The organism is Streptococcus suis, from assembly GCF_017601095.1.
Taxonomy (GTDB): domain Bacteria; phylum Bacillota; class Bacilli; order Lactobacillales; family Streptococcaceae; genus Streptococcus; species Streptococcus suis_Z.
On record NZ_JAGFUX010000002.1, the window covers coordinates 141,062 to 154,477 of the forward strand.

General features: G+C 45.0%; 10 protein-coding genes. 1 reads left to right on the forward strand and 9 read right to left on the reverse strand.

Going from position 1 to position 13,416, the window contains the following annotated elements; all coding sequences use genetic code 11:
- Positions 1 to 212: 212 nt before the first annotated feature.
- The 9 genes from srtB to J5566_RS02265 form a co-directional block, all read right to left on the reverse strand.
- A complete protein-coding gene (gene srtB, locus J5566_RS02225) occupies positions 213 to 1,040 on the reverse strand; it encodes a class B sortase, LPKTxAVK-specific (protein WP_208561883.1) in 828 nt (275 codons plus the stop codon).
- Between the two features lie 80 nt (positions 1,041 to 1,120).
- A complete protein-coding gene (locus J5566_RS02230; RefSeq protein WP_208561884.1) occupies positions 1,121 to 1,558 on the reverse strand; it encodes a hypothetical protein in 438 nt (145 codons plus the stop codon).
- A gap of 151 nt (positions 1,559 to 1,709) precedes the next feature.
- On the reverse strand, positions 1,710 to 7,871 hold the full coding sequence (locus J5566_RS02235; RefSeq protein ID WP_208561885.1) for a pullulanase: 6,162 nt from the start codon (positions 7,869 to 7,871) through the stop codon (positions 1,710 to 1,712).
- A gap of 112 nt (positions 7,872 to 7,983) precedes the next feature.
- Positions 7,984 to 8,931 (reverse strand): LacI family DNA-binding transcriptional regulator, encoded by a 948-nt coding sequence (locus tag J5566_RS02240; RefSeq protein ID WP_208561886.1) that lies wholly within the window; start codon positions 8,929 to 8,931, stop codon positions 7,984 to 7,986.
- 87 nt (positions 8,932 to 9,018) lie between these two features.
- Positions 9,019 to 9,771, reverse strand: a complete 753-nt coding sequence (locus tag J5566_RS02245; protein ID WP_208561887.1) for an amino acid ABC transporter ATP-binding protein — start codon at positions 9,769 to 9,771, stop codon at positions 9,019 to 9,021.
- A 9-nt stretch (positions 9,772 to 9,780) separates the two neighbouring features.
- The gene (locus J5566_RS02250; RefSeq protein ID WP_208561888.1) at positions 9,781 to 10,440 is read right to left on the reverse strand and encodes an amino acid ABC transporter permease; all 660 of its coding nucleotides are present in this window, start codon (positions 10,438 to 10,440) and stop codon (positions 9,781 to 9,783) included.
- Positions 10,441 to 10,449: 9 nt separating this feature from the next.
- Positions 10,450 to 11,256: an amino acid ABC transporter substrate-binding protein gene (locus J5566_RS02255; protein WP_208561889.1), complete on the reverse strand. Its 807-nt coding sequence runs from the start codon at positions 11,254 to 11,256 to the stop codon at positions 10,450 to 10,452.
- A gap of 199 nt (positions 11,257 to 11,455) precedes the next feature.
- Entirely contained in the window at positions 11,456 to 11,638 is a 183-nt protein-coding gene (locus tag J5566_RS02260) for a hypothetical protein (RefSeq protein WP_208561890.1), read from the reverse strand.
- An 80-nt stretch (positions 11,639 to 11,718) separates the two neighbouring features.
- The gene (locus J5566_RS02265; RefSeq protein WP_208561891.1) at positions 11,719 to 12,330 is read right to left on the reverse strand and encodes a CHAP domain-containing protein; all 612 of its coding nucleotides are present in this window, start codon (positions 12,328 to 12,330) and stop codon (positions 11,719 to 11,721) included.
- A gap of 211 nt (positions 12,331 to 12,541) precedes the next feature.
- Between J5566_RS02265 and J5566_RS02270 the strand changes: the two genes are divergently transcribed.
- Complete coding sequence (locus tag J5566_RS02270; protein ID WP_208561892.1) at positions 12,542 to 13,306, forward strand: alpha/beta fold hydrolase; 765 nt, start codon at positions 12,542 to 12,544, stop codon at positions 13,304 to 13,306.
- Positions 13,307 to 13,416 lie beyond the last annotated feature (110 nt).

Sequence of the window (13,416 nt, forward strand, 5' to 3'; positions counted from 1 at the left end):
AAATGATTTTTATGGCTTTATTATAATTCTTGAAAGCGCAAACAAAAAGACCAAATAAAACACAGGCTTGTGTTCACTCTTGGACCATTTCCCGAACAAAGCCCATTTTCAGCCTCAGCCCTACTTTTTCTCCTCCTTCCTCTACCCCAAGAAAAAAACAGACCGCTCCCTCTAGCGGTCTGCCACTCTATGATCATAGAAAGAATAGAAGCCTAACGTGTCGCCTGATAAACCAGTTCGGACTGATGGTTTTTGAGAAACTCAACCATCTCTGAATCAGGAATCTGGCGACAATAAAGATTAGCCCGTATCGTCACATCCTCTTCTCGACATGTTGACAAGACAATGTAGCGGTCCGTTGATTGGATAGTAATGGATGGGTTTCGTGTCACCGCATCGCGACTCACCATAGCCAACTGGGTTACAAATTGCTTATCATCTTCAAAACTTGTACGATAAAAAGCAGTCGTCTCCGGAACGATAATCAAAAAAGCCGCCTGATAGTAGTAGATTCGTTCAGGTGTCTGAATGACAATGTAAGGATGTTGATCAAAATATTCCTGGTTATCATAGAAATTGACATCATTAAACATCCGATGGTCTGGAACAGCTGTACCCCTAGCATGCCCAAATAGCCAAGTCAATTGGTCGCTGAAATCGCTCCTGTTATCCATATCCATGAAGACCGTCCCCATATAGGGATCATATCCCCCATCAAAGGTCTTTGATAGATAGGTCGCATTGTCACCCGTTTGCACCACAGGTTCATCCAACATGGTTCCTGGTGCATAAATATAGGCGATTGTCTCTGGGTTGATAGCCTGTAGGCTTGCAAACTGACTGGCCAGGTTGGCTTTTTCTTCCTCTGAAACCTGATAAGAAGAAGGAGGCTTCTCTGCCTGACTGCTGGACTTGGTCACCGATGACTGAGTTCTCTCTACCTGACTTGTTTGCGTGCTTAGTAAGGTAAAGGAGATAAAAGCAAGGGACACAAGGGCCAACAGACCTAGCAGTAGGGGTAGGACTTTAGATCTCTTCATCGTAGTAGGCTCCTATTATGAATGAAAATAAAGTTGCCAAGAGCTGGCAACCTTATTTATCAGAATGGGTGATGGGCAACTTATTTCGCTACGCTTGTTTTAGGCAATACTTTTGCAGCTGGTGCTTCAGTTGGAACTTCCACATCCGTTGCAATGCCATATACATAGCCCTTACCATCCTTATCAATCGCACCCTTCAGGTTCAATGCCTCTTTAGTAGGTGCTGTTGTAGGAACCGCTGTAATCAACACTTCGCCATCCACAACAGTCGCTTCATATTTCAACTCAGCAGTATGATCTGATGTAGTTGGTGCTTCAGCTGGAACTTGTACATAAACAGACTCACCTGCCGCCAATGACGCTTCAATATCCAAAGTTGGAAGTACTTCAGCTGTAGGCGCTTCAATAGCGGAATGATTGTTTGGATCGATGGTTGTGCCAGGTTCCAAAGCAAATACAGGACTAGCCAAGACTGTTAAAAGAGCAAGACCAGACAAGGTAACAAGTGACTTTTTCATAGTATTCTCCTTTCTTACTAAAGAAAAAAATGATATCGAAAACGTTTCCAACTCTATTATACGGAAAATTATTTCGAAAATCAAAAAATTGTATGTTCATATGTGAAATTAAAAAACAGCTCCGATTAAATCGAAGCTGTTGGAGGAAATCCTATTCTTCCCGTTTTTTCTGTTTGAGCAAGACAGCTGAAGCTGCAAGGCCAGCTAAGCCCAGGTAGATGGCTGCTCCATCAGCCTGCTCACCTGTACTTGGCAGAACAGATGAAGACTGGCTCTCAGCCTCTGAAACAGGGACACTGGTTGGAAGCGGACTAGCTGCTTGTTCAGAATCAGAAGGTGTTTCCACATGCCCCTCTGGTAAAACAGGAGCTGTTGGAGCCGTATCCGGAACCAGATCCAAGTGTCCTTCTGGCAAAGCCTCCGCTAAAGGCGCCTCATCTGGGACCCAGGTCACTAGTTCAGACTCCAAGCGAATCACCGTTGCAGTCAAAGGTGCAAGTACAACTGCATCATCTGTCAATGTCACACCTACCAAATCAGTCAGCGCTGCTATTCCAGCCCGCTTACCATCGACCAGCACTTGACCCTTCAGCAATTCTTTGTAACTATCTGAAAGAACAAAGCTGCGCTCCTTGTTATCTGCGTTAACAAAGACAGCATAGCGGTCCCCATTGCTTGCAATGGTTTGATAGGCAATGACCACATCATTTTTGGCAATGCCATTTTGACCTGGAATTGAAATCAAGCTAACCTTCTGCTCAACTTCTTCTTTTGTTCCCAAACGGAAGGCATCTGTAGATTTGCGCAGGGCAATCAATCCTTTTGTAAAGGCCTGAGTACGGGTATTCTCTTGATAGAGCGCCTCATCTGTCGCTTTGGTCCAGTCAAACTTGTTGACCGCATCCGATGAATCGTAAGAATCATGAATGTAGTATGGATAGTCAAATGGCGTTCCATCTGCATTGGTCAACAAATGCGCCTTGTTTGGTACCTTGTCCTCTGTAACTGGCTCCTTGTAATCAGGATGGCGGAACTGTTTGGTCCGTCCATACTCCTGACCAGAATGGATAAACGGTGTTCCTTGAGCAGTCAAGACTAGCAAGTTACCCAAGCGTTGACGTTGGTGAATTTCAGTATAGTTTTCAGCGATTGATGGATCCTTCTTGATGGACTGAGCGATAATATCAAAGAGGGTCAAGTTATCATGCGCAGCAATATACTGGATCACATCGCCTGGATCATCTGCCAAGAAGTTGCCTGGTTGTGCCTTGATGTTATTGAAGACAGACTCAACACTCTTAGCACCGCCTGTGATAAAGGCTGGCTGACCTTCGTTTGGATAACCAGATTTAAGTGTGTTACGAATCTCATCTGAGAATACCGCAACCGTATCTGTTGAACTCATCCAGTCTTGGTCCGCTGGCTGAACAGGCTGATTGGCATCACCTGTAAAGGTTCTCCATCCTTCACCAAGCATAATAATGTTTGGATTGAGTTTTTGAGCTTCAGTAAAGGCCAGCTCAATTGCTTCGGCATCATGGTCCCCCATCATATCGAAACGGAAACCATCTACCTTAAACTCATCCACAAGATACTTGATGGAATCAACTAAGACACGACGGCTCATGTAGTGAGTGGTTCCCAGACGACCACCACCAAAGCTTGATTTAGCCGTACCATCAGCCTCCATGAAGTGATAATAGTTTGGCTCCAAATCTTCAAACAAGAAGGTCTTAGAAGTGTGGTTATAGACCACATCCAAAATCACACCCATGCCTTGTTTGTGAATTTCATTGACCAGATTTTTGAACTCTTCAATGCGTTTCATTGGATCGGTCGGATCTGTAGAATACATACCTGTAAAGGCAAAGTAGCTCTGTGGATCATAGCCCCAGTTGTAGTTGCTGTTGCTAGAAGCGTACTCGCTCATCCGCTCTGCATTTTTCAATTCATTGACATAATAGTAGCTCATAACTGGGAGCAGCTGAATATGGGTCACACCCAAGTCCTTAAGGTAGCTGAGTCGCTCTGCAAAGGCCGCAAAGGTACCGAACTGAGCTGTCAATTCATCAGAAATAGCAGGATCTGATGTGAAGTCACGAACATGTGCTTCATAGATAATAGCATCTTCACGCTGATTGAAGTTAGGAATTGTGGCATAGTCCAAACCACTTGGACCAACTTCTGATGGATCCACAATCGCAGCTTTTGCAATCCGATAAGATGGATCTGTATCTGCCAAATCACTATTCCACTCAGCTAAAGACTTAGCATATGGGTCCAAGACCAGAACAGCTTGATCCCCACGAGTGATTTCATAATGGTAGTAGTAACCACGATAGTCCGCGATACCAAGACCTGATTGACTGTTCAATTCGAGGTCCCATTGTCCCTTATCTCCCTTGATCATAGCCAATTTACCGACCACCTTAGACTGGTCATCCTTATCATAAAGAACAACTGCTACACTGTCTGCGCTTGGAGACCAGAGAGTCATATCAACGACACTACCAGCCTGATGCACACGTGCACCAAGCTCTCCACCATAAGCATAGAGCTCATCCTTCAATTGCCAGCTCATAGTTGTTGTGAAACTATCATTGCCATATTTGAGGGTATAGCCCGCATTTTCTTGGTTGAAATCCCCGAGGACTCGCACCTTGTTGCTTGTAGCATCCAAGACAAGGTCCGTCACAGCAACTGTCTGACCATTCTTATCTGTTACAGACAATTTCTCCAAGATGCTATCCTTATCAGCACCTTCCAGCCTTGTAAAGGCTGCTTCTAGAGCTGTTAGGCTAACATGAGAAACACCTGTCACACGGACATTATTGACAAAATAAGGGTTGGTGTAAATAGTCGCATCATCATCCTTGAGGAAGATTTGTGTCTGATTTTTCAAATCTGTAAAGCTATAATCTTTCTGTTGAATCTTCACATCATCTCCTGACTTGCTTTCATCCAATAGCAAAAAGCCAATGGAACTTGGTAAATCTGTCAATTTGACATCGATATAGGCACCATATTTACCTTGGTTTTCAAAATCAATACCATTTGGCCAGTCACCCAAGGTAAGGTCAGTCACATCTCCCCAGATCCAGAGACCTTTTTGATCATAATTGCCATCGGTACGGAAGTAATTGATACGGATGTAGCCTTCTTTAAGCGGTTGATAGAGGCTGAGTTGATAGTTTTCATCAAACCAAGCTTCATTCATCTTGGTGCTAATCCGTTCAATGGTCTTGTCACCTGTGATGTTCTCACCAGAAGTGTTATTAATCAACAGACTAATCTTGCTAGCTGTTTCATCTTTCATCTTGACATCAAGATAATAGCCATAGTCATCCTGTTTAGCCGTGCTGAAATTGGTTGCACCCGTTGGCCAAGCACCAAGATCTGACGATGGTTTTTCGACATCATCCCATGTCCATAAACCTAGGCTAGCTACATTATCAGATGGTAGAGTTTTAAAGTGAACACGGAAGTAACCTGCTTCAATTGGTTCTTCAGTTGCTCCTTGCACACTTGCATTGACGATGTCACCTGCTTCTGTCTGAAGGAGCATGGTGCCACCTTGACCGATTGTTGGCAGTTCGACTTGAACAACCCATTTACCATCTTTCTCGATAGCTTGGTACGTTTTTCCTGTGTAGGCATCTGTGACAACCACATCTTTACCAGATACTTCAAGCGCCATTTCCTTGTTCTCGGTATTGGTTGAGAAGACAAGATAGGCTACTTGATCTTGGTAACCGCGTTTGCTGATAAGCCAACCTTGGCTATCATTTCCAGCAAGTGTGCTTGTATCACCACGTGAGAGTAGTGTTGAATTGGCATTACGGAAAGCCAATAATTTCTGATAGTGGTCTGTGATGTCGCTAGTCTCTACCTTACTCCAATCGAAATCGTATCGGTTGTCATAAACTGGCCAGTTGTTTTGTCCAGATTGACCCACTTCTTCACCGTAGTAGATGACTGGCTGACCTTTAGCAGTAATCAAGAGACTAGCAGCCAATTTCAGTTTGTCCAGATTGCCTTCTTTTTCTGCGCCACCGAGACTGTAGAGGAAGCCATCTTCGTCATGACTGCCCAAGAATTGACCTAGAGAAGCTGCACTAGTCAGAACCTTGCTACGTTCTTCCAGCTCTTTTCCAGCTGCTTTTAGTTGACCATTGACCAGATATTTGGCAATATCCTTGAAGCCAAAGTCCAACAAGCTGTCCATAGTACCGATACCCAAGTCACCCTTGGTATCCTTATAATTCGCTCCCCAAGTTTCCCCAATCAAGTGGAAGTCAGGGTCTCTATCCACCAATTCATTTTTGAAATGTTGCCAGGTTGTATCATCAACGTGTTTGACTGTATCGACACGGAAAGCATAGATAGAGTTGCCCTTGGCAGTTGTTGAGCGTTCCAACCAAGATGCCTGCCAAGCAACCAACTGATTGCGAACAGCTGCTTCTTCTGTCTTGAAGTCTGGTAATCCAGATAATGAGCCTAATTGGTCATCTCCCTGCTTATCTTCTTCCTTAGTCCGTACCATACCTGCAAAGGTTTCTTCTGTACCATAGCCAGCATGGTTAAGCACCACGTCAACAACAATGTTTATTCCTTTTTCTGCCGCGGCATCAATCAATTCGTGGAAGTCGGCTAAACTTCCCAAATGCGGATTAAGTTTCTCAAAATTGGATGCCCAATAACCATGGTAAGCATAGTACTCTCCATCTGTTTCGCTACCAACATTCTGTGGAATATTTTCCACAATCGGAGTCAACCAGATAGAGTCCACACCCAGTTCTTTCAAGTAGTCCAGCTTGGCTGTCACTCCTTTGAAGTCACCGCCTTGGTAAAGACCGCGTGGGTTGGAGACCGTTCCTTCCACTAGCTTGTCATTGCTGGTGTCTCCATTATAGAAACGGTCTGTCATCATGAAGTAGATGACTTGCTCGTCCCAGTCTTTTTCACCATCTGCCTTGATACGCTCTGTAATGGTCACATCCAATTTTGTTTCGTAGTAACCGTTGTCCTTGTCATAGACCTTTACAGGAAGACTATATATCCCTGGCGCTGTGTCAGAAGTTGCCTTAATCGTTACACGATTGAGCTCAGTAGAGATTGGCACAAGGCCTCCACCGATGGCACTTGTATCGACTTCCATTTTAACAATCTCAGCATTTTCAGGGTTAGTGACAGTTACAGATACCAAGCCACTTTCATTGTAGTTGAATGGTGCTTTGCTACTTGCCTCAAGGGTCACATTTTTTGTACCCGGAGTCGCTTTGCTGGTATCAAGTTCTACTTTCTCTTCGATAAAATATGGATTTGTATAGACTTTGTCGTCACCATTGCGAAGGAAAATTTGGCTATGTCGTTTACGATCTGCAAAAGCTAAATCAATCGATTTATTGCCAGCAAGATCTGGATTATTCTGATTGATTAGTAGAAATCCAAGCTTAGAATCTAAACCATTCGAGAGGGGAATGTCAACATAGGCGCCATATTTGCCAAGTTTAAAATCAACAGCACCTGTTGGCCAGCCATCACTCGCTTCAGTCGTATCGCCCCAAGTCCAAACGCCCCAACCTTCATAATTGTTGTCTTCACGTGTGTAATTGATGCGGAGAACATTTTCATCTTTGAGTGGCTCATAGCTAGACACGCTGTAGTCACTAGCGATCCAGGCTTCATTCTGCTCAGGGACCAGTAGCTCCACTTTTTGGTCCGTTTCTGTTATTTTTCCCCCATTCTTGAGAACCAGATAGCCAATCGTTCCAGGTGTCTCAGATTTTTTAATATCAACGTAATGGCCGTAGTCATCTACCTGACTGCTTGAAAAATTCGCTGTATCCGTTGGCCATTGATTACCATCGGACGGCTCTGCCACTCCTCCCCAAGTCCACAGTCCTTGGCTTTCTGGTGCTGTTTCATCTACATTTTCAAAGTGCAGACGAATGCTACCTTCTTCGATAGGGGTTTCTGCTGAAGAAGTATTTTCTTCTGTAGCTGTTACAGGCTCAACTGACTCAGTTGCTGTCGGAAGAACTGCTTCTTCTGAAACAGCTGGCTGGCTTACCCCTTCTTCAACAGCTAAGGGGCTAATAGATGAAGCCGTATCAAGACTGTCTCCTGCCTGATTAGCTTCTGTCGCTCCTGTATCTGTTGCTGCCACCGTGGTTGTGTCCAACTCATTTGCTTCTACCTGATAGGCTGGTCCTGCAAAAAAGAGACTGCTCGCAATACCGATGGATGCAACGCCAACGGACAAGGTGCGAATGCCAAAATGGAGGCGTTTTTCTCCCATTTTCTGTTTCATAGTTTCCTCCCTGTTTATATCTTTATACTATATAGTATAAAAGAGAAATTATTTTTTGCAAACGTTTTCTTAAATGTTACCGATAACATTTTTACATTAAAAAAAGAGAAACCTAAAGCGTGGTTTCTCTTTGAATCAATTTGGCTGGGAAAAACAGGGAGGTCGGTTCATCTTGCTGGCTCTGGATGGCTTGCAAGAGTTGTTCGAGGCAGGCCTGCCCCATTTGACTGAGCGGCTGCTCCATAGTGGTCAAACTAGGTCTAGAAACCTTATCTAGGAAAAATCCATCAAAACCAATCACCCCAACCTCCTCAGGAATCCGTTTCCCTCTTGCTTCCAACCCTCGAACCAAGCCCAGGGCAAGGCGGTCCGACCCACAAATGAAGGCGGTTTTGACATCGCTAGAAAGCTCCAAACCATCCAACAAGGCTTGGCTAACACGGGATCGATTTTCTAACTTGTAGAGCTGAGGAGAACATCCCAAGTCCTCCATGGCAGCTACATAGCCCGCCTGCCGAGAATGAGCAAAAGACTCTTCCAAATCCAGTCCAACATAGATCAGCTGGTCATACCCCTGCTGATGGGCAAACAAACTTGCCTGATAGGTAGCTGCGCGATTATCCGTATCCACGAAGGAGAAACCTGCCTTATTTTCCCCGAAAAGAACCAAGGGCTTAGTCAGAGAAGCCAGCCATTCATAGTCAGACTGACGGGCTCCCATCACGATATAGCCATCACACTGATCCGACAGGGCCTCCTTTGCCGTTGCCAGGTGCATGCTGTATTGATTGGTCTGAGCAGCCTGGGCAATTCCTGCCAAAAGCGCAGCATAATAGGGCTCCACCAGCGCCATCTCTTCTAAAATCATCACCTGAATAATCCGGGTCCGCTTTTGCGCCAAGGCTTGAGCCTGAATATTGGGACGGTAATTCAAGTCCTTCATCGCCTGTTCGACCAATTCCCTCAAGGATTGGCTCACTTTTTCTGGATGATTCAATACCCTAGACACCGTCATTTTGGACACATTTGCCCGACGGGCAACTTCTGCAAGACTAACCATCCTCATCCTCCTTGTTCATTTTTACGCAAACGTTTTCTCTATTATAACCCAAAAAAGACCTGCTGAAAAGTTAAAAAAGACCAAGGCTTAACCTTGGTCTGTACTTTCTTGACGAATCCGTGCCAAGAACTGCTTGGTCCGTTCTTCTTTTGGGTGGTCAAAAATCTGCTCAGGACTGCCGACTTCCACAATCCGACCCTGGTCCATCAGAATGACCTTATCTGCCACAGCACGCGCAAATCCCATCTCATGCGTTACAACCAGCATGGTCATACCTTCCTTAGCCAATTCCACCATGACTTCCAACACTTCTCCGATTAATTCCGGGTCCAAAGCCGAAGTCGGCTCATCAAAGTAAATCACTTCTGGATTGGTAGCAATGGCACGTGCAATACCGACCCGTTGCTGTTGGCCACCTGAAAGCTGACTTGGATAGGCTTGGTATTTATCTCCCAACCCCACCTTGTCCAAGGCAGAGCGACCGATTCGCAAGGCTTCTTCTTTATTCATTTTTCGTCCGACAATCAAGCCTTCCGTGACATTCTCAAGCGCTGTTTTGTTGGCAAAAAGATTATAGTGCTGGAAAACAAAGCCAGTCCGTTTACGAATGGCTGCAATAGCTTTCTTTGACATCTTGCCCAAATCATAGCTTTCGCCCCCAAAGGTCAAACGGCCACTATCTGCTTCTTCTAAGAAATTCAAGGACCGCAAGAGACTGGTTTTCCCAGAGCCAGATGGCCCCAGAATTACTACTACTTGTCCACTTTCAAGCCCCATATTCAAATCATAAATCACCTGCTGTCCCTTGAAGGACAAATTTAGTTGTTCAACTTGTAGCATCTTGTCCTCCTAATAGGCAGCTAATTTCTTTTCACCATAAGCCTGCAACTTGGTCAGGATAGTCGAGAAGAAGAGGTAAATCAAAGCAACTTCACAATAGAGTGCAAAGGGTTCATAGGTCCTCGCTGCAATCTGCTGGGTGGCCATAAACATTTCTAAGACCGTGATATTGGCTGCCAAGGATGTATCTTTCACCAAGCCAATCAAGGTATTGGAAAGAGGGGGAAAGGCGACGCGAAAGGCCTGGGGCAATATAATCCGCCGCATGGTTTGGCCAAAGCTCAAACCAACTGTATATCCCGCTTCCAACTGTCCCTTGGGCACTGCCTCAATGGAGGCACGAATAGTTTCCGCTGCATAGGCTCCCGTGTTGATAGAAAAGACCAGAACCGCTGAGGGAAAGGCATCAATTACCAGCCCCAAACTTGGCAAACCATAGAAAATCACATAGAGTTGGACCAAAAGTGGGGTCCCCCGAATGATCCAAATATAGAACCGTGCCAACTGCTTCAAGATAGGAATCTCAGCAATCTGCACCAAGGCAGTCCCAATTGCAATCAAAAGACCAATAGAAAATGACAGAATCGTTAGGGGAATCGTCACCAACAATCCTGGTACAAGAATCTGGACTAATGAGTCCACTAACAACTGCCATAATCTATCTGTCATCATTTCTCCTTATTCTGCTGCTGTCGAAACATCTTCGCCGAAATATTTCTCAGCAATTTCTGTCAATTTTCCTTCCGAAGCCAAATCAGCCAAGGCTTGGTCGATCGCTGCAACCAATTCTTCATTGCCTTTTACAACTGGAAAGGCGGTTGTCTGCACATCCTCTGTTAGAGCAACGACCTGAATCGCTGCATCCGGATGTTGCTTCAAGTAATCCAAGTATACAACGTTGTCATTGATGGTTGCATCTACACGACCCGCCGTCAACAATTCAACAGCCTGTTGGAAACCATCTACTCCAACCACTTCTGCTCCATAGCTTTCAGCAACCGTTGCCCAGTTACTGGTCAAACTATTAGCAGATTTTTTACCTGAAAGATCTTCAAACTGCGTGATATCCTGGTTGGAAGACTGGGTCACCAAGGCACCGTAAATGTAGGTGTATGGCGTAGAAAAATCATACTTTTCCTTGCGCTCTTCGGTGATACTCACTTGGTTTGCCACAGTGTCAAATCGAGCCGCATCTAAGCCTGCGATCATGCCATCCCACTCTGTCTCAACAAACTCAACCTCAAGCCCCAATTTTGTTGCAACAGCTTCTGCAACTTCAACATCGTAACCGACCAGCTTTCCGCTCTCATCATGGTAAGAATAAGGAGCATACGCACCCTCTGTACCAATCTGAATGACTCCTTCTGCTTGAATTTGCTCATAGAGAGTTTGGTCTGAACTGGTGCTCGTCGATGAGCTGGTGCTGCAAGCTGCCAAAGCAAAACTTGCAAGGACGATACTAGTGAACAATGCCATTTTTTTCATATTTTTCCACCTAATTCTGTAAAATAGTGTGCTGCGTTGAAAACCTGCCTTATTCTTTCATGAAACAAAACAAGCTCTTTCAACTTATCATTTAGATATCTTATCATGACTAGCCCGACTTGACCAATATAGATTCTTTATCAAGGTCATTGAAAAAAACTATGGCATAGAAAAAGCGCCTCTTCAGAGACGCTATTAATTAGCATGCAAACTCGATTGGAACTGTAATCGTTTTGCCTTGAACAGGGCTTTTGACAGAGGCTTGCTCAAGTGTTGAATAAGTCTGAGCCATATAAGTCGTATCAGCCTGGACCAATTGCCCTGCTCCAATCATGGTAACAGATGCAAGGGCTGCAGATAAACCAATTTTTACTGAATTCATAATAAATACTTCCTTATCTTGTTTTCTTAAGAATAGTATAGTCTTGCTACCTTTCATAAAACTTAAAGGAACAATCCGTTTTAAACATCCGCTGGTGCATAGATATAGGAAATCTGCGCCCCCTCATTGGCTGGATTGAACCACCCACGGTAATTGGCCACCGTCATATTTCCCGCATAGTTTGATTCCAGAACCTGTACCTGGCCATCATCGCTGACTTCAGTCACGACTGCCACATGCCCGTAGCCCCCATCGGTCCACACCATAATGGCCCCTACTTTTGGTGTCGTTCCAACTTCAAATCCTGCAGCAGCGGCACTGGCTGCCCAGTCTCCACCATTGCCCCAGTTATTGCCTGCCCAAGTGGCTACTTCCTTAGCTCCCCAGGTACACTGCCCAACGGGATAAGTATTGGCCGTATAAGTGACCGTTACTTCCGATACCATATTGGTTGCAAGAGCTACTTGGGCTGCAGCTTCTGCAGCAGCTTTTGCTTCTGCTGCCACCTTGGCCTCTTCTGCCGCTTTTGCAGCGGCTTCTTCTTCAGCTTGTTGAGTTAGTTGGGCTACTGTTGGGCTATCTGTGCTACTGGTATCCGCTTGGACAGTCAAGCTTGCTAGACCTAGGGTAAAACTGGCGGTTGCAGCCAGCATCCCCATTTTGATTTTTTCTTGTACTGTTTGTGTCTTCATTTGGTTTCTTTCCTTTACCTTTTTGTCATGCATTCTATCCTAAAGGAGAAAACTTGCAGGAAACTTAAGGAAATGTAACAAGTATTACAACAAACTTGCAGGTCCATAACAAAATCATTTAAAAATAATCACAGGTAGTTTTTTTTAGAATAAGGCCACTTTTTTCTAGGTCGATTCTATGCTATACTGGAAAAAACTGCTGGAGGATTGTATGAAAGACATTGTTTTGATTCACGGAACTTGGTGTGATGGCTCCGTCTGGGGAGATTTTGCTCGTAAATTAGAAAACATGGGCTTACGGGTCCACACGCCTAGCCTACGCTACCACGACCTGCCTTATGATGAGGTCATGGAAAAGGTCGGTGCGGTCAGCCTGACTGACTATACCGATGACTTGGTGGCCTTGGTCGAGAGTCTGGAGGAACCACCGCTACTTTTGGGGCACTCTCTGGGCTGTTTACTCGCTCAAATGGTGGCGGAACGCACTCAGGTAGCTGGTATGATTCTCATGGGTCCAGCTCCAACAGCTGACATCTTCGCCCTCTATCCAACCATGATCCGCTGCTTCATTCGTCACTTCCTGCGGTGGGGATTTTGGAAAAAGCCCATGCCACCTTACAAGGATGAGTTCTTCCGCTACTGCCTCAACGTTCAAGACCCAGCTCTCAAAGAAGATATTTTCAAGACCTTGGTACCTGAGTCTGGCAAGGTCTATACCCAAATGGCCTTTCCTTTCTTTGATAAAAGCAGAGCAGGTTATGTCGATTTCAGCAAGATTACAGGACCTGTCCTAGTCATCACAGGAAGCGAAGACAAGATGACCGTATCTGCTATTGCCCGAAAAACAGCCAAGAATTACAAGGACTCCGTTCTGGTTTCCCTAACAGGTGCAGACCATATGTACGAGTCCGGCAAGTTCCAAGACAAAACTCTCTCTGTTATCCAGGCTTGGTTGAGCGAGAAGAAGTATCTATAGACAGCCAAAAACGACCTCCAAGACGGAAGTCGTTTTCTTGTTATTTTTTATTTTCATTTATTTCACAACAATATTAACTAGTTTAGTTGGCTCCAACAGTTCAGTGAACT